Source organism: Bradyrhizobium sp. SRS-191, assembly GCF_024586915.1.
Classification (GTDB): domain Bacteria; phylum Pseudomonadota; class Alphaproteobacteria; order Rhizobiales; family Xanthobacteraceae; genus Bradyrhizobium.
Window position 1 is genome coordinate 77,203 of sequence record NZ_JANBVS010000019.1, and the last position, 16,732, is coordinate 93,934.

Genomic DNA, 16,732 nt, shown 5'->3' on the forward strand with positions numbered 1-16,732 from the left:
GTCAGGATTTCCCCTCGGAGAGATCGACCGAGCCGCCCTGTCCGCCTTGCTCGGCGTTGCGTACGGCCTGCGTCGTCGTTGAAGCGCCCTGGTGAATGGCGCGCGCAGCCTTCACCCGCTGCGCCCATCGCGGCGACGTGGCGCTCGTGCCGTGGCTCTCGGCCTGGCCGGAGATGGCGGTGCCGGCGCTCTCGGCCGCTGTCCGCTGACGGAGCGGGCTCGCAACAGACCCCGCCTCCTCAGTTCCGCCTGCACTTCCTCCGCGCAAGGCGGACGCTCCAGAGCGGAGAGCAGTCGCGGCACGGCCAGAGCCCGCGATGGCGCCGCCCGCGAGTCCAACGGTCCCCGCTGCGGCACCGGCAGCCGCAATAACGAGGCCGCCCGCGGCCAGCGACGTGCCGGCGGCGCTCCCTGCCCCGAGCTGGGGTCCGCCGGAGACGAGACCATTGGCAATGCCGGGCCCGAACAGCCCGAGGCCGAGCAGCGACAGCGAGGCCAGCACCAGGGTCATGGCGCTCTCGATCGTCGGCTGATCACCCGCTGCGGCCTGCGTGATCTGGGCGAACAGGGTCGAGCCGATGCCGGAGATGACAGCGAGCACCAGAACCTTGATGCCGGAGGACATCACGTTGCCGAGCACGCGCTCGGCAGCAAACGCGGTCTTGCCGAACAGGCCGAACGGGATCAGCACGAAACCGGCGAGCGTCGTCAGCTTGAACTCGATCAGGGTGACGAAGAGCTGGATCGCCAGGATGAAGAAGGCGAGCAGCACCACCATCCAGGCAAACAGGAGAACCGCGATCTGGACGAAGTTCTCGAAGAAGCTGACATAGCCCATCAGGCTCGAGATCGCCTGCAGCAGCGGCCGCCCGGCATCGAGGCCGACTTGGGCGATCTTGCCCGGCCGCAGGAACTCGGCCGTCGACAGCGCCGAGCCCGACGCCTTCAAGCCGAGCGCAGCGAAGCTCTCGAAGACGATGCGGGCAAGGCTGTTCCAGTTGCCGATGAGATAGGCGAAGACACCGACGAACAGGGTCTTCTTCACCAGGCGGGCGATGACGTCGTCCTCGCCAGCCCACGCCCAGAACAGCGCCGCCAATGTGATATCGATCGCAACCAGCGTGGTCGCGAGATAGCCGACCTCGCCGCCGAGCAGGCCGAAGCCGGAGTCGATCGCTCGGGTAAAGGTCTCCAGAAACTGGTCGATCACCCCCGTCCCGGTCATCGCCCGCTCTCCCCGACCTGTGGCAGAGAGAGCCGCTGCGCTTCATCAAAGGAGCGAGGCTGGTTCTCCGGCACGAGCGCAGCGTTGTGCCGTCTCGACGCACCGTGCGCACCGCCGTCTCCCCGGAGCGGGATGACGCAAGATGCGAGACTGATCGAAGCGCCAGCAGCAACCACGGCCGCCACCAGCCATCGGCATCGAAGGTCTGCCATCAGTGAAACATCTGCACGTTCGAGGGTTGGTAGCCCTGCCCTGGCGCCAGGAAGCGCCGCAGTTGCTCGCGTCCCTGATCCTGGGCAGCCGCGCGCTGCGCCGTATCTAGGCTCTGTGCGCGGCCCTGTGCCGCAACCGCAGCCGTAAGGTCTGCGAGCTGCTGCGCCTGCAATGCCAGGATCTGGTTGCCGGCCTGGGTTACTTGCAGCGCACCGGTCGCGCCTTGGCTCGCCGTCACCAGAGCCGCTGACTGGCTCCTGATAACATCGAGATTCCCGACAACGCCGGCCTGCACCTTCAGCGCATCCTGCAGCGCAGCCACCGAGGTCTGCCACCGCGACTGGGCGTTGTTGACGAGGTCCTGGGCGGTCGCATTGCTCGTCGCCGGCGCATAAGTCGTCGCAAACGCGCGATCGATCTGCTGCACGTCGTAGGCCAGCCGCTGTGCCTGTTTGAGCAGATCCTGCGTGCGCTGGATCGACTGCTGCAGCTGCGCCAGCGAGGAGTATGGCAGGCTCGCCAGGTTCTTCGCCTGGTTGATCAGCATCTGCGCCTGGTTCTGCAGCGACAGGATCTGATTGTTGATCTGCTGCAGCTCACGCGCGGCTGTCAGCACGTTCTGCGCATAATTGTTGGGGTCGAACACAACCAGCTGCGCCCGCAGCGGCGTGGCCGAGACCAGGAGCACCACCGCGGCGGATGCCGCCCATCTGACGGACCGGATCATGAGCGGGCCTCCAGATTGTCGAGACTTGGAATGAGATCCGCAGCCCAGCCCGCATTGCGGTACCGGAGCCAGCCGGATGCGAACTCCTCCTTCCCGGCGGTGGCGCAGACCTCCGAGACGGCCGCCTGATCCGCCTTGGACGAGGCGGCCACAAAGGCCAGCGCGATCTCACCAAGGCCGAGCTCGAACATCCGGTTGCCCCGACGCGACTGGCAGTAATAGTCGCGCTTCGGCACCGCACGGCTGACGAGCTCGATCTGCCGATCGTTCAGTCCGAAGCGGCGATAGATCGCGGTGATCTGCGGCTCGATCGCCCGCTCATTCGGCAACATGATCCGGGTCGGGCAGCTCTCGATGATCGCAGGCGCTATCGGGGAGCCATCGATGTCGGAGAGCGACTGGGTAGCGAAGACAACGGAGGCGTTCTTCTTGCGCAGCGTCTTCAGCCACTCCCGCAACTGCCCGGCGAAGTCGGCGTCATCCAGCGCGAGCCAGCCCTCATCGATGATCAAAAGCGTCGGGCGGCCGTCCAGCCGCCGCGCGATCCGGTGGAAAAGATAAGCGAGCACCGCAGGTGCGGCCGCGGTCCCGATCAGCCCCTCGGTCTCGAACGCCTGGACCGATCCGTTACCGAGCGCCTCATGGTCGGCATCCAGCAGGCGTCCATGCGCGCCATCGAGGCAATACGGCTTGAGCGCCCGCTTCAGACTGTTCGACTGCAGCAGGACCGACAGACCGGTCAAAGTCCGCTCTGCTAGAGGCGCCGACGCCAGCGAGGTCAGAGCGGACCACAGATGTTCCTTGGCTTCGGGCGTCACAACGATCTTCTCGCGCACCAGGAGGCCCGCGATCCAATCCGTCGCCCAGGCGCGCTCCCCCACATCGTCAATGCCAGCCAAGGGCTGCAGCGCCACGGCCGTCTCTGTCTCGACCGACAGAGCGCCGCCAAGATCGTGCCAGTCCCCACCCATCGCGAGCGTCGCAACCCGCATGGAGCCGCCAAAGTCGAAGGCGAAGATCTGCGCGCCGGGATAACGGCGGAACTGCAACGCCATCAGCGCCAGCAGCACCGACTTGCCGGCGCCGGTCGGTCCGACCACTAGCGTATGACCGACATCGCCGACATGCAGCGAGAACCGGAACGGAGTTGCACCTTCGGTGCGGCCAAACAACAGCGGCGGCGCCTTCAGATGATGATCGCGGGTCTCGCCGGCCCAGACCGCTGACAGCGGGATCATGTGCGCGAGATTCAACGTCGAAAGCGGCGGCTGCCGGACGTTGGCATAGACATGCCCCGGCAGGCCCCCCAGCCAAGCCTCGACGGCATTCACGCTCTCCGCCATGCAGGTGAAGTCGCGGCCCTGGATGACCTTCTCGACCTGCCGGAGTTTCTCGTCCGCTCTTGCCGGGTCAGGATCCCAGACCGTCACCGTTGCCGTGACATAGGCCTGCCCGATCTCGTCGGAGCCGAGGTCCTGCAGCGCCGCATCGGCATCAACAGCCTTGTTGTGGGCGTCGGTATCGACGAGGCTAGCGGCCTCGTTGGTCATGACCTCCTTCAGGATCGCCGCCAGAGATTTGCGCTTGGCGAACCATTGCCGGCGAATGCGAGTGATCAGCTTCACGGCATCCTGCTTGTCCAGCATGATCGCGCGCGTCGACCAGCGGTAGGCGAAGGCAAGGCCGTTCAATTCGTCGAGGATTCCCGGCGTGGTGGCAGAGGGAAAGCCGACGATGGTCAGGACGCGCAGATGAACCGATCCCAGCATCGGCTCGAGCCCGCATGTGAGCGGCTGGTCCGCGAGCAGCCCATCCAGATGCATCGGGATTTCTGGAACACGAACCCGCTGACGCTGGGTCGAGATGGTCGAATGCAGATAGCTCAGCACGGCGTCATCACCGAGCCAGCCGCATTCCGGCATAAAACCCGCGATCAGCTGCAGGATGCGATCGGTTCGGTCAATGAAGCTGCGGAGGATCTCCCGGCCATTGACGCCATCGGATTGCGGCCGGCCCTCGTACAGCACGCGTTCGGAAAGGGCCACGTCCTCACGCGGCGGCAGATACAGAAACGTCAGATAATAGCTCGACTCGTAGTGGGCGCCCTCCTCCTCGAACTGCGCCTTGCGCTCGGCATCGACCAGGGCGGAAGCAGCATCCGGGAACATGCAAGGCGGATAGGCTCCCGCCGAATGCCGCTGCGCCTCGACGAAGACAGCCCAGCCCGATCCGAGCCGGCGCAGTGCGTTGTTGAGACGAGCAGCGACTGCGGCCAGCTCGGATTCGACCGAGCTCTCTAGATCCGGTCCCCGGAACCGCGCTGTCCGCTGCAGCGAGCCATCCTTGTTGAGAACGACACCCTCATCGACCAGAGCCGCCCAAGGCAGAAAATCCGCAAGGCGGATGTTAGTACGGCGATATTCGGCAAGATTGAACATAGCAGGCCTCACTGACCGAGATGACCGGGAATACGCAGGTGACGGCGGACGACTTCGACAAAGGACGGATCGCGCTTGGTGGCCCACACCGCGATCATGTGACCGACGAGCCAGAGCAGCAGACCGAAGAACCAGAGCCGCAGCCCGAGGCCGAGCGCGGCCGACAGCGTGCCGTTGACGATCGCAACCGAGCGCGGCGCACCACCGAGCAGGACCGGCTCGGTCAAAGAGCGATGGACAGGAGCTGCGAATCCTTTGACCTCGTCATCCATTAGATCACCACCCCGCCGCCGAACGAGAAGAACGACAGGAAGAAGCTCGAGGCGGCGAAGGCGATGGAGAGCCCGAACACGATCTGGATCAGCCGGCGGAAGCCGCCCGACGTCTCGCCGAATGCCAGTGACAAGCCCGTCGTGATGATGATGATCACGGCGATGATCTTGGCGACCGGTCCCTCGACCGAGAGCAGGATCTGATTGAGCGGCTGCTCCCAAGGCATGTTTGATCCTGCCGCGTGGGCCGGAGCATCGATCAGCAGTGCGAGCGCCGCCGCTACAGCAAAACGCGCCGATTGTGGTCTCATCTGCATCGTCACCAGTGATCTCCCAGGGGTGCGAAAATGTAGTCTCCGGATTCAGAGAGCCCCTCGACGCGCACGAGCTCGCTCAGCCGCCGCTCCGAACCACGGCCTGTCAGCACAGCGATGACGTCGATGGTCTCGGCGATCAGGGGGCGCGGCACAGTCACCACGGCCTCTTGGATGAGTTGCTCCATCCGCCGGAGCGCGCCCAGCGCAGAGCCTGCGTGAATGGTTCCGATGCCGCCCGGATGCCCAGTGCCCCAGGCCTTCAGCAGGTCGAGGGCCTCAGGACCTCGCACCTCTCCGATCGGAATGCGATCAGGACGCAGACGAAGCGACGAGCGCACCAGATCGGACAACGACGCCACGCCGTCCTTAGTCCGAAGCGCCACCAGATTGGGCGCGCGGCACTGCAGCTCACGGGTATCCTCGATCAGCACAACGCGATCTGAGGTGCCGGCGACCACGTCCAGCAGCGCATTCGTCAGCGTCGTCTTGCCTGTCGACGTGCCGCCAGCGACCAGGATGTTGCAGCGATCGAGGACAGCTTTCCGCAATCCTCTAGCCTGCACCAAGCTCATGATCCCATCAGCGACGTAATGGCCGAGGGTAAAGACCGCCACGGCCGGCTTGCGGATGGAGAAGGTCGGTGCAGCGACAACAGGCGGAAGCAGCCCCTCGAACCGCTCGCCCGTCTCCGGCAATTCCGCCGACACACGGGGCGATCCGGCATGGACCTCGAGCCCGACATGGTGAGCCACGAGACGGATGATCCGCTCACCGTCGGCGGCGGACACTGTCTCGCCCGTATCAGCCAGGCCCGATGCAAGGCGATCGATCCAAAGCCGGCCATCCGGATTGAGCATCACCTCGACAACGGCCGCGTCGTCGAGAAGAAGCTCGATCGCGGGGCCCAAGGCGGTCCGCAGCATCCGTGCGCCACGCGAAGCGAACTGCGTTTGAACGATGTTGGCCACCCCTGATCTCCAACTCGTGACGCGTGCCCACGTCACCGCGCGAACGGGACGATCAAAGAATGCAGGATCTCCAACCGAGCAAGGCCGTGTCTGCTATCTGCGTATCCTGGCGAAGAAAAGCGTAGATCAGGCCACCGAGTGCCCGACAGACGCGCGCATTGCTCCGTGCATGCCGCCGCCGCATTTCGTCCCCATGGAGAGCGGACGCTTGTGCAATCCGAGTTTGATGCGCTGTAGCCTTCAGAGGTGCTGAAGACGAATTCTAGCCCGTGGTGCTCACCACCTGCCATGAGTTGCCGGATCCTCGGTCAGAACCGGCAATTCGAAAGCCGATGCGGACTCGCGTAGATCCTCTTCAACTACAAAGCTTTGTGGATCATCTGACAACTCCGGCTTCCTACTTCCGGATGGAATCGTGAACCAAACAAATGCGGCTGCCTGTAGCGCAACATTCACACCGAACGCGACCTGATAGGCAACGACGGGGTAGTGGCCGTTTTGTTGAGACCACTGCGCCACCAACAAGCCGGTCCCGTATTGAGCGAAGAAGCCCCACCCAAAATGCACGACGTTCAAAACGCCGTTGGCCCTCCCGGCCATCTCCTTCGGAAAGTAATCCGAGATGATCGCAAAGCTCAGTACGGTCGCCGAACCAACAATGGCGATCATCAACCACGGACCGATCGACGGAATGGGCAGTCGGAACACCAGCGTCAGTTGAGCCAGGATGAAGAGGACCGCCACGAACGCCAGCAATGTCTCCGGCTTGATCCCTTTCCGGCGCGTCCAACTCGCGATCATGCCAAGCAGCCAGGCACCGAGACTCAGCGCGATTGCCGTCGCACAGAGCGCCGTCACCACCTCCGTCCGTGTCATGCCCTCCACGTCCTTCAGCCAGGCAGGCGCCCAGAGGCCTTGCATCGACCACGCAGATCCGATGCAGGCCCCCGAGAGCGGCGCGATCTTCCAGAACCGCCTATCGGTCAGAATATCGCGCAGACCACCTGCAGCTGTTGCGGAGGGACCTTCGACGCCGCGCTCCGGGACCAGGAAGAAAATCAGGATTGCCGTGCCCGCTGTGGTCACCGCCAGGATATCGAACAGATCTCGCCATCCGGTCCGAGCCAAAACGGCTTCGGCCGGCAGCGTGGCGGCGACGGCGCCGAGCGCACCGAGCATGACCATGTACCCGTTCACGAGCGCCACACGCTCGCGCGGGAACCAGAGAACGATCGCCTTCAGGCCTGCCGTGAGAGCCGCCGCGACGCCCAACCCGATCACAGCGCGCGACATGAGCAGAGAGAGCGGTCCGGTCGACCGCGCGAACGCGGCTGCGCCCAATGCAGCCACCAGAAGCAAAGCGCTTTGAACCCGCCGCGGACCGTAGCGATCAAGCATGACACCGACAGGAATCTGGGCAGCCGCAAGCACAAGGAAGTAGACCGCCGTGATCAAACCGAGGTCGGCCGCATTCAGCCCAAGCTCGGAGGCGAGGCGCTCGGAGACCACACCATTGATCGTCCGAAACAGGTACGACAGGAAATAACCAGCCGCGAATGGCATGAACACCAGAGCCACGAGGGCCCAGCCGGGGATTGCGGCACCACAGACCTTGGCGTCAGCGCCTCTCCTGCCGAACATGTAGTCCGGTTTAATCTCCCGGGACTCTCTTCCATGCTGGTGCTCAGCGCATTGATTCCTGCGCAAGGCGAAAGGGATCCTCGCCGCCCTCCCCGGCGGCAGGCATGCCCCAGGACACTTCGGCGATCGGAGCAGCGGTCCGAGCGTGGCTTGCGCGCCGGCTCGGAGCACCGAACGGCAAGTCCTCGTCTTCCTGCTGGAAGGAATGACCAACCGTTACATGCTCGCGAACCTCGACCTCACCGAGCCGAGTATGACGTGCCTCGCCAACACCATCAGGCGAAGCTGGAGCAGCTCCGTCGCGCGCAATCGACGTCAACGCCAGGTGATAGCGGGCGTGAAGGGCGACCGTGTCATTGAGCGCCCTCAAATCGCGCTGAATTCCCTCGAGCTGTTGTTCCAAGCCGGCAAGACGGTCCTGCGGCGGCGCTCCGCCATCCATCGGCTCGGCGAGGAAGCGATCCAGCGCCTTCTCGACGAGGATCGCGCGGTTCACGCATCGCTCGCCGGCGGCGCTCTTGAGGCGTTCGAGAATGTCGTCGGAGAGCTGCAGAGTGATCTTTTTCTTCATCGTTCGGACCCCATTTGGTCCGTCGATAGATCACCGCTCCCTTGATCGCACGCATGAGCCGCCGACTGTCGCAGTAAGGCGAATGAAAAGAAGCTCTGGCGCAGATGCACCGTCGGCCAGGCCCGCAGCCTCCGCGGCAAACGACACTTGGAATCAAGCCCCCTGCTCCTCCGACGGCTTCCTGACAAAATCCTCCGGGATATCCCGCAAAAAGCTCTGCCCCTTCTGCAGGCGCCGGCCGAGCGCCTCGACGAAGCCTTCGAACCGCTCACGTCCCTTGAGTTGCGCCGCAGACTGCGCCTCGTTCGGCAGCGGCGGCGTCACGGTCAGCCAGAAGCGGACGAACAGCGCGAGCGTCTCGGCGAGAATGCCGACGTCGCGCTCGAGGCGCTGTATCTGCCGAGACATCCGGTCGAGCCTGCGGGTGAACGCCGCCTCGCGCCGGTCAGCCCCGTCGGGCGACAGGAACGACAGCACCGCTGCCTCCACGATCGCCGAGCGCGACAGCTTCTTGCGATCGGCGAGCTCCGTGATCTGCTTCAGCAGCTCGGGCGGGAAGTAGACATTCATGCGATCGCGCATCGGACTGTCCTCATAGACCGAGGTCGTCGCCGGGATCGAGCGCGGCTTGCCGCGCAACACCCGCCATCGTGGAATCACGCCCGCCGCTCGAAGGTGGCATCTGGTCGTCGTCATCGAGCACGAGAGAGAACTCGTCTGCGGGATCGACGCTTGTCGCTTCACTCGCGATCGCGACGTGCTCCGGCAACTCCGGCTCCCGGCGCAAGCCACCATTGGCCTGATCCGCGCCGACGGCAGATCTCTCCTCGGACTTGGACAGCCCCGACGCGACCGGCACCAGAGCCGACCAGTCGTCTACCCGCCGCAACGTCTCTGATCGGACGATGGCCGGCGGCGGCAGGATCCGTGAGACCAGCCGCTGGTCCTCGAAGTAGCGAACCTTCTTCGCCCGGATCGGCGGTGCGCCGGCGACCATCACAATCTCGTCCGCAGGCGGCAGCTGCATCACTTCCCCCGGCGTCAAAAGCGCCCGTGGAGTTTCCTGACGGGAGACCATGAGGTGACCGAGCCAAGGCGCCAGACGGTGACCGGCATAGTTCTTCATCGCGCGCATTTCGGTGGCGGTGCCAAGCGCATCCGAGACGCGTTTGGCGGTCCGCTCATCGTTGGTCGCGAAGCTCACACGGACGTGGCAGTTGTCCAGGATCGCATTGTTCGGCCCATAGGCCTTTTCGATCTGATTGAGCGACTGCGCGATCAGAAAGCTCTTGATCCCGTAGCCCGCCATGAACGCCAGCGCAGACTCGAAGAAGTCGAGCCGACCGAGCGCCGGAAACTCGTCCAGCATCATCAGCACGCGATGGCGCCGCTCCCGCGCCTGCAAATCTTCCGTCAGCCTACGACCGATCTGGTTCAGCACCAGACGAATGAGCGGCTTGGTGCGGGAGATGTCCGAGGGCGGGACCACCAGATACAGGGTGGCCGGCTCCTCGCCCGCGATCAAGTCCGCGATACGCCAATCGCAGCGGCCGGTGACCTCGGCCACGACAGGATCGCGGTAGAGCCCCAGGAACGACATCGCGGTCGACAGCACGCCCGATCGTTCATTCTCCGATTTGTTCAGGAGCTCGCGCGCGGTCGACGCGATCACCGGATGCGGCCCCGCCTCGCCCAGATGGGGCGTCACCATCATGACCATGAGCGTGGCCTCTATCGGCCGCTTCGGATCAGACAGGAAGGCAGCGACCCCGGCCAAGGTCTTGTCGGCCTCGGCATAGAGCACGTGCAGGATGGCGCCCACCAGCAGCGAGTGACTGGTCTTTTCCCAATGGTTGCGCTTGTCGAGCGACCCTTCGGGATCGACCAGCACGTCAGCAACGTTCTGGACGTCGCGCACCTCGAAGGCTCCGCGCCGAACCTCCAGCAGGGGATTGTAGGCCGAGGCATTCGGATTGGTCGGGTCGAACAGCAGGACACGGCCATGACGCGCGCGGAAGCCGGCTGTCAGCTGCCAGTTCTCGCCCTTGATGTCGTGCACGATGGCAGATCCTGACCAGGTCAGCAACGAGGGCACCACGAGTCCTACGCCCTTGCCGGATCGCGTCGGCGCAAAGCACAGCACATGCTCTGGTCCATCGTGACGCAGATAGCGTGGCCCGAGCCGCCCCAGCACGACACCGTCGTCACCGAGCAGCCCCGCTTTCTCCACCTCCCCCGGCTCGGCCCATCGCGCCGAACCGTAGGTCGCAACGATACGTGCCTCCCGCGCCCGCCACACCGACATGCCGATCGCGGCCGCGACCGCCATGAGGCTCCCGAGCGCGGCAATGGCCGCGCCCTCGGTGAACACACCCGGCGCGTAAGCGTCATAGACGAACCACCACCAGAAGAACGCGGGCGGCCAATAGACCGGCCATCCCGCAAGGGTGAACCACGCCGGTCCCAGTCGCGGCTGGAACGCAAGCCGCCACGCCGTCCATTCGGTCGCGCCCCAAATCGCGACGAGAACGATCAACGTGACCGCAAGCAGTTGCCCCCAGAGGATCTTGGTCGCAGGCATGTATCCCTCCCGATTGGACTAGAGACCGAGGTCGCGCTTACGACCAAGCTGCCACTCGATGCCGCCGGCCTTGGCGAGCCCCGTGACGGACTTGCCGAGCCGGTGATCGATCTCGCGCGACCACGGCACGAGGTAGAAGCCGAGACCATTGTCGACCATGGCAAAGCGACCGGAGGCGAGTACGAGCCGCTGGCGGTAGGTCCCGGCGATCGGCGCACCGGCCGCGACCGGCAGATGCGGGACCTTGAGCTCGGCCGACAATTTGGCGCCGACAGCGTCAAGCTCTCGCTGCCGCAACGTCTTCAAGAGATCCCGCTGGACGACGATCCGCTGACCTAACCGCCTGGCCAAGCCTTGATCTGCGAGATGCTCGGCCCTGGCCCGGAGCGCGTCCCTCGTCTCGGCCCCGAAGCCACCATGGGCCAGCGGCATGGGCTCCCGCTCGACCAGCCGATGATCGAGCCAGGTCGCGCCCTCGGCCGTGACCTGATCGGCCAGGCTGAGATCCGACCGCGTCGCCAGCACCAGAGTGGGCCGTGCCTCGTCCGGTCCACCGAAGCGACGGACCTCGACAATGCCTCCGACCGCCGGCGCCTGCGCAAAGGCTTCAACCCCGCGGAAGCGGACATGGTGCGCCCGGCCATCGACGCCATCGATCACGGCATAGGCTTCGCCCGTCAGTTCATCATGCAGCCCACGGTCGACCAGCCGGCCGACGATCGGCGATCGGTCATCAAAGCCATCGATCGCGAAATCCGCGATAGCCCGCTCTTCGCCGCGGACAGCGAACGCCCGATGCATGGTCTTGATGATGTCGCCGCGCGTGCTGAGCTCCCGGAGCTTCCGCTCGGCCCCGAGCTCGACCAGCCACTCGTTCGAGCCGGCCGCCGTCGCGAGCCCCAGGCGCTCGAGATATTGCAGACGTCCGCGCATCAGTCCGACGACTTGCCGATCCGGAAGACCAGGAACGTCTTGACGAAGATCGATGGCGCCGACCTCGTCGGCCGCCATCCGGATCTCGCGATCGAGCCGCGTCCAGCGATCGGCCGTGATCTCCGTCTCCAGCGCGTGGCGGATCTCGTGTTCCGGCTTCGGCCCGAGCTCGAGCGCAACCAGTTCCTCGGCGCGAGAGCGCAGGCCGCGGCTGATATAGTCGCGGGAGATGACGAGATCCGCGCCCGTCTCGTCGACGCCGCGGACGAGCACATGGATGTGCGGGTTATCCGTGTTCCAATGGTCGACGGCTATCCACTCCAGCCGGCTCGAGAGATCGGCCTCCATCTGCCGCATCAGGTCGCGGGTGAACGCTCGGAGGTCCACCATGTCGGCCGCGTCCTCGGGCGAGACAATGAACCGGAAATGATGCCGGTCACCCCTGCCGTGCGCCTCGAAGCCGGCTTCATCCGCCTGATCACCCGCGGCATCGAACATCCTTGCCGGCTCGCCACTGCGCGTCACCCCGTCCCGCTTGAGATAGGCCAGATGCGTCGCCAGAGGTGCTGACCGAAACGCCCGGCCCTTGTGCCTTGCGATGCGGGCCTTGACCGTGACGCGACGCGCGGGGGCGAACAGACGCTCACGGCTGAAGCTGATCCGGCCGCGTCCAAAGGTCGAATGGGCGCGCACTGCATGGCGGCCATTGATCACCGAGAACGGAGCGACGTGACCCGACGCATTCGCTGCGCGCAGCACGCGGTTGATGAAGCTCTTCGCCTTAGGGTTACGCCCCTGGCGAATGCGCCCCGGACGGATGCGGAACTCGCGCTCGTGCGTGCTCATGCGCGGTGCCTCACGGCGGAGGCTTCAGCTACGGTGCCGAAAACAACATTGATCTCGCTACTGAAAACACAGAGCGCGGCACGCGCTCCGACCGACCGGCACGGTTGAACGCAAGCCATGTCAATGGCTTGCTGTTCAACCGGCGAGCCGTTTTTATCTTGCCCTGAAACGTCGGCCGCTTCCGCCCGCCCCCCTTCGACCCTATTAGTTCGCAGGTTCGCGCCTTGTGTCGTAGTCCCGGATAGCCCGGAGAAGCAACGGCGGCCACGAAACAAGTCGCGAACGATCGCTGCCACCGATATGTGAAGCGTCCAGTCGTTCCGTTCGCACACCGTGACGTTGGAAGCCCATACATTCGTCAGCTGTCGCGCATCGGGGATATCGCGGCGCTGTTCAACATTGCGCGGACGGTTGACGGGAGAACGACGTCCAACCGTGCAGAAAACATGCAGAAATCGGCGCAAACGAAAAGCCGAAACGAGAAGGCTACCCCGTAGAAGAGGTGCTGTCCCAGCGTCACCCGCGAGACCGCCGTACCGCGCCACTCGGTCATCTCCATCGTGCGGGTAACGACCAACTATGCAGGCGGACGCGGCGCCAAAAGCGCACGCGAGATGCACTGCGGCAGCGCTCCGAGTTCTCGATCGCCTGATCAACTCGTCGAGCGGCAGCCGGCATATAGGCGCATCAACTCCGCCGGATACGATGCCGGAATGGGCGATAGCACTAGTGCTAACACTGGTGCTAGCAGCGCTGCTAAGAGCGCGCGCACCGCGGTGCCAGTGCTCCAGATCAGGCAGTTCCTTTGCAAGCCGAGCGCAGACCGAGTGCATCATCACGGCTCCCTGGTCCACACGGGAACTGCACGTCCGATGACGTCCGACGTCGCAGTCAGACCAAAATATCGGCCGTCCAACGAGCTGTCCGACTGCCAGTTCATGAGGAAGAGCTGGCCATCGCCAATGATCCAGCAGCCCTGCCAATCCGGCAGCGGCTGACCACGGCTGTCGCTTTCTCGCGCGATGCCGACCTCGACGTCATCGACCGCGATTGCATGGTCGCGACGACAGACGGTCTGGCCGGGAATAGCAAGAACGCGCTTCAACATCGGCACGCCATTCGGCAGATAGCCACCATCAGCCAGCCATTCGGCGAGTGCCGCCCGCGGCAGAACTACGACGAGCTCGGTGACGTACCATTGACGGACCGGCTGCACCGCATAGAGCCCAATCGGCACGCTTTCGGACGCGTTCCAGATCAACAGCGGACGCGGTCCGAGCTGCCCAGCACTGGCCAAGAGCGACGCCCCGGCAAACATGGCGATGACGATCGGGAGCCGCTTTGTCATGGCATCACGCTCCGGCGGTGGAGCCAGGCGCGATGCCGCAGCGGCGTGTACGGACGCGGCGGCTCGTTGCTCGCCAGCCGGTTCTGAACGTGCCGCCAATGATCTGGTGCAACGTCAGCCGGATCGATACCGAGCGCCTCGATCGCGTCGATGTGCTGCAGCACCCGCTCGACCTTCGGCCAGCCAAACGTCTGCAGCAGAATGGCCGCTCCAGGACCGACGAAGGGCACGGTCGCGCACGCCTCGCCGGCCCGCACGGCCTGCAGAATGTCGATCCGCGACAGCACCGTGCCATAGGCGTTCGACGACCAGCGAACGAACGCAAACACGCTACCGGGCGTGAACGAGACCACCCGGCGATAGTGATCGAGCCGCAGCTCTTGCGCCGTTCGGCCAAAGCGGATGCGGTTCTCGATCTTGCCCTGCAGCCATAGCAGCTGGACGCGCGTCAGCTCGCTCATCGGCGCACCTCTCGGCTCGAGGGGACACGGACGGCGCTGATCGCCCTGCACGAGCCCGCAAGGCCAGCCTCAGAGGTCTCCGAGGACCTCCAGCGCCAGGAGCTTGCGCGTCCGCAGATGGGCCGCGGACGGGGTCCGTTAGACAAAATCCGAAGGATTTTGCAGTTAGGTAAGTTAGAGGGCCGAAAACGCGCGACAAGCCAAACACTTAAGGCCGGTTTTGGTCCCCGATAGCACGAGGATCCGGTCCCCGATAGCACGAGCCTTGCGGTCCCCGATAGCACGAGACAATTCACAGCTTGTCCACCGCGGGGCTCGAGGGATGATGCCTGGCGAAGCGCCGCGCGACGGGGTCCGTAACCACGGCCGTGAAGTTCAGCCGCTCGGTTCCGTTCGGATCCCGCGTGAGCACGAGCTCGTAGCCGGGCAATGTCTGGCGGCGGACGATCTCGCGCAGGTCATAGGCAAAATGCTTGAGCGGCGAGAGGCTGCCGGACTTGGCGTGGAGATAACCGAGATCGAAGCTCCAGCCGCCGTCCTGGTGACCACCATGCTTGCGCACGAGGCGATAAAGCCAGCGCTCCAAACCGCCCGTCAGCGCGAAATATTGGCGGTCGATCGTCAGCACGAGCGCGTCGTCGACGACGCCCGAGTAGAACCAATCCGGCAGGATCAGCTGCAGCCCGGACGGCTTTCCGTGCGCGTCTGCTGTCTCTTTCCACTCGTTGATCCAGGAGAAGCGATGCCGCCGCCGCTCTGTCGGCTGACGGATCGAAGTCAGCACGGTCGTCGACTGCAGACGGTCGAGACCCGCTTTCAGACGGTCGTAATCGCGCACGCCTGTGCCACGCCCGACGAAGTTCAGGATCTCATATGGCGTGGCCGCCATCAGGCGCGACGTCTTCAGTCCGGCGTCACGCGCTTCGACGATTTGCGACGCCGCCCAGATCAGAACGTCGGCGTCCCATATCGTCGCCATCCCGTGTTCCGGGACCGCCTCGACGCGGATCGCGACGGATCCCGCGCGGAAATCGATCGGCACCACGCGCTTGCTCTTTGCGAGCGAGAAGAACGGATAGGCCATCAGATCCTGCGCATCACGTGGCGCCAGATCGCCCGGAAGAGCGCGGAACAGATCAAGCTGCGCGCGCTCGGATTTGCGCAAACCTCGCACGTTCAAGCCCGCCCTGCCCGCGACGCGCGACGCACCTGCCCTGCATAGGGAATGAGACCCGGATGCCTCTTGGCCGGCAGCACGGTCCCCTGTCCGGGATCGGCGGTCGACGTCTTGGTGCCGCGGTCGGCCCAGGCTTTCAGGTCATCGATCGCGTAGACGACGCGGCCGCCGATCTTGCGATAGGCCGGCCCCGTGCCGTAGGTCCGGTGCTTTTCCAAGGTGCGGCCGGACAGGCCGAGATAGCGCGCAGCCTCGGGCGTACGAAGAAAGCGCGGCGGCAGGCCGGCCAGGGTCTCGGGCATTTGGCAACCTCCAGGACAATCGAGCGCGCTGTCGCGTAGGTCAGCGCGTCGACGGTCATGATGGAGGCGTAGGCCAGCGAAGGGGGATGCCGCAGATCGAGGGTGCCAGTTCCGGCACCCTTCGATCGAGTATCGATCTATTCGTCCTTGCGTGGTGGACGCAGCAGCTGGTGATAGCCGCCGCGCATCAGCTTTAGGCCGTTCTTCACCAAACGAATGGTGCGGCTGCGTACGTCATGCGTCTTCCAGCTGCGCGCGGAAATGCGCGCCGCGCCGAACAGCACTTCCGCGATCGCGCGATAGCTGTTGCCCTGCTGCCAGCCATCGAGCGCGCGTAACGTCAGCACGAGGCGCGTTCGGCGCTGCTCGGACAAGCCATCCGAGGCAGGACCAGGCGGCCGCGCCCGAAGCGCACGCCAGAGCCGGTTGGCGGCTTCATTGCGCGCCTTGAAGTCCTGGTCATACGGCAGCAGCACGGCATAGGACACCGTCGTGAGCGGCTTCCTCTGCAGCCAAACGCGATGCTCATTTGCACCTATGCGCACGACGACATGCCAGCCGTCCGGCGCAAGCCGGAGCTGCTCCGGCGCAAACGACGGAAGCTTCACCGTCGGCGTGACGACCGGCATGCGCTTGTCGAGTTCAGTCAGCGCCAGCACGGTCGACAACCGCTCGGGTGCCCAGAAGATGATCTGAGCGTCGAAGGAGAGGG

Annotated in this window: 16 protein-coding genes; all 16 read right to left on the minus strand. The window is 64.8% G+C overall.

Annotation, left to right across the window (positions count from 1 at the left end; all coding sequences use genetic code 11):
- Nucleotide 1: 1 nt before the first annotated feature.
- On the minus strand, nt 2-1,225 hold the full coding sequence (gene trbL / locus NLR35_RS27505; RefSeq protein ID WP_257169674.1) for a P-type conjugative transfer protein TrbL: 1,224 nt from the start codon (nt 1,223-1,225) through the stop codon (nt 2-4).
- Between the two features lie 211 nt (nt 1,226-1,436).
- Nucleotides 1,437-2,165, minus strand: a complete 729-nt coding sequence (gene trbJ / locus NLR35_RS27510; RefSeq protein WP_257169675.1) for a P-type conjugative transfer protein TrbJ — start codon at nt 2,163-2,165, stop codon at nt 1,437-1,439.
- A complete protein-coding gene (gene trbE, locus NLR35_RS27515) occupies nt 2,162-4,603 on the minus strand; it encodes a conjugal transfer protein TrbE (protein ID WP_257169676.1) in 2,442 nt (813 codons plus the stop codon). Before trbE ends, trbJ begins: the two co-directional genes overlap by 4 nt.
- Nucleotides 4,604-4,611: 8 nt before the next feature.
- Nucleotides 4,612-4,875, minus strand: a complete 264-nt coding sequence (locus NLR35_RS27520) for a VirB3 family type IV secretion system protein (protein WP_257169677.1) — start codon at nt 4,873-4,875, stop codon at nt 4,612-4,614.
- A complete protein-coding gene (locus tag NLR35_RS27525) occupies nt 4,875-5,192 on the minus strand; it encodes a TrbC/VirB2 family protein (RefSeq protein ID WP_374940867.1) in 318 nt (105 codons plus the stop codon). Before NLR35_RS27525 ends, NLR35_RS27520 begins: the two co-directional genes overlap by 1 nt.
- A 2-nt stretch (nt 5,193-5,194) precedes the next feature.
- A complete protein-coding gene (trbB, locus tag NLR35_RS27530) occupies nt 5,195-6,115 on the minus strand; it encodes a P-type conjugative transfer ATPase TrbB (RefSeq protein WP_306577765.1) in 921 nt (306 codons plus the stop codon).
- A gap of 321 nt (nt 6,116-6,436) precedes the next feature.
- A complete protein-coding gene (locus NLR35_RS27535; RefSeq protein ID WP_257169679.1) occupies nt 6,437-7,801 on the minus strand; it encodes an MFS transporter in 1,365 nt (454 codons plus the stop codon).
- 43 nt (nt 7,802-7,844) lie between these two features.
- Nucleotides 7,845-8,372, minus strand: coding sequence for a CopG family transcriptional regulator (locus NLR35_RS27540; RefSeq protein WP_257169680.1), 528 nt, complete (start codon nt 8,370-8,372; stop codon nt 7,845-7,847).
- Nucleotides 8,373-8,525: 153 nt separating this feature from the next.
- Complete coding sequence (locus NLR35_RS27545; protein ID WP_257169681.1) at nt 8,526-8,954, minus strand: CopG family transcriptional regulator; 429 nt, start codon at nt 8,952-8,954, stop codon at nt 8,526-8,528.
- 10 nt (nt 8,955-8,964) lie between these two features.
- Complete coding sequence (locus NLR35_RS27550; RefSeq protein WP_257169682.1) at nt 8,965-10,953, minus strand: conjugal transfer protein TraG; 1,989 nt, start codon at nt 10,951-10,953, stop codon at nt 8,965-8,967.
- An 18-nt stretch (nt 10,954-10,971) separates the two neighbouring features.
- Nucleotides 10,972-12,732, minus strand: a complete 1,761-nt coding sequence (locus NLR35_RS27555; protein WP_257169683.1) for a DUF3363 domain-containing protein — start codon at nt 12,730-12,732, stop codon at nt 10,972-10,974.
- 835 nt (nt 12,733-13,567) lie between these two features.
- The gene (locus tag NLR35_RS27560; RefSeq protein WP_257169684.1) at nt 13,568-14,080 is read right to left on the minus strand and encodes a S26 family signal peptidase; all 513 of its coding nucleotides are present in this window, start codon (nt 14,078-14,080) and stop codon (nt 13,568-13,570) included.
- Complete coding sequence (locus NLR35_RS27565) at nt 14,077-14,541, minus strand: DUF2840 domain-containing protein (protein ID WP_257169685.1); 465 nt, start codon at nt 14,539-14,541, stop codon at nt 14,077-14,079. Before NLR35_RS27565 ends, NLR35_RS27560 begins: the two co-directional genes overlap by 4 nt.
- Before the next feature lie 292 nt (nt 14,542-14,833).
- Entirely contained in the window at nt 14,834-15,715 is an 882-nt protein-coding gene (locus NLR35_RS27570) for a replication initiator protein A (protein WP_257169736.1), read from the minus strand.
- A gap of 2 nt (nt 15,716-15,717) precedes the next feature.
- On the minus strand, nt 15,718-16,020 hold the full coding sequence (locus NLR35_RS27575; protein WP_257169686.1) for an AlpA family transcriptional regulator: 303 nt from the start codon (nt 16,018-16,020) through the stop codon (nt 15,718-15,720).
- 137 nt (nt 16,021-16,157) lie between these two features.
- Complete coding sequence (locus tag NLR35_RS27580; RefSeq protein WP_257169687.1) at nt 16,158-16,679, minus strand: DUF2285 domain-containing protein; 522 nt, start codon at nt 16,677-16,679, stop codon at nt 16,158-16,160.
- Nucleotides 16,680-16,732 lie beyond the last annotated feature (53 nt).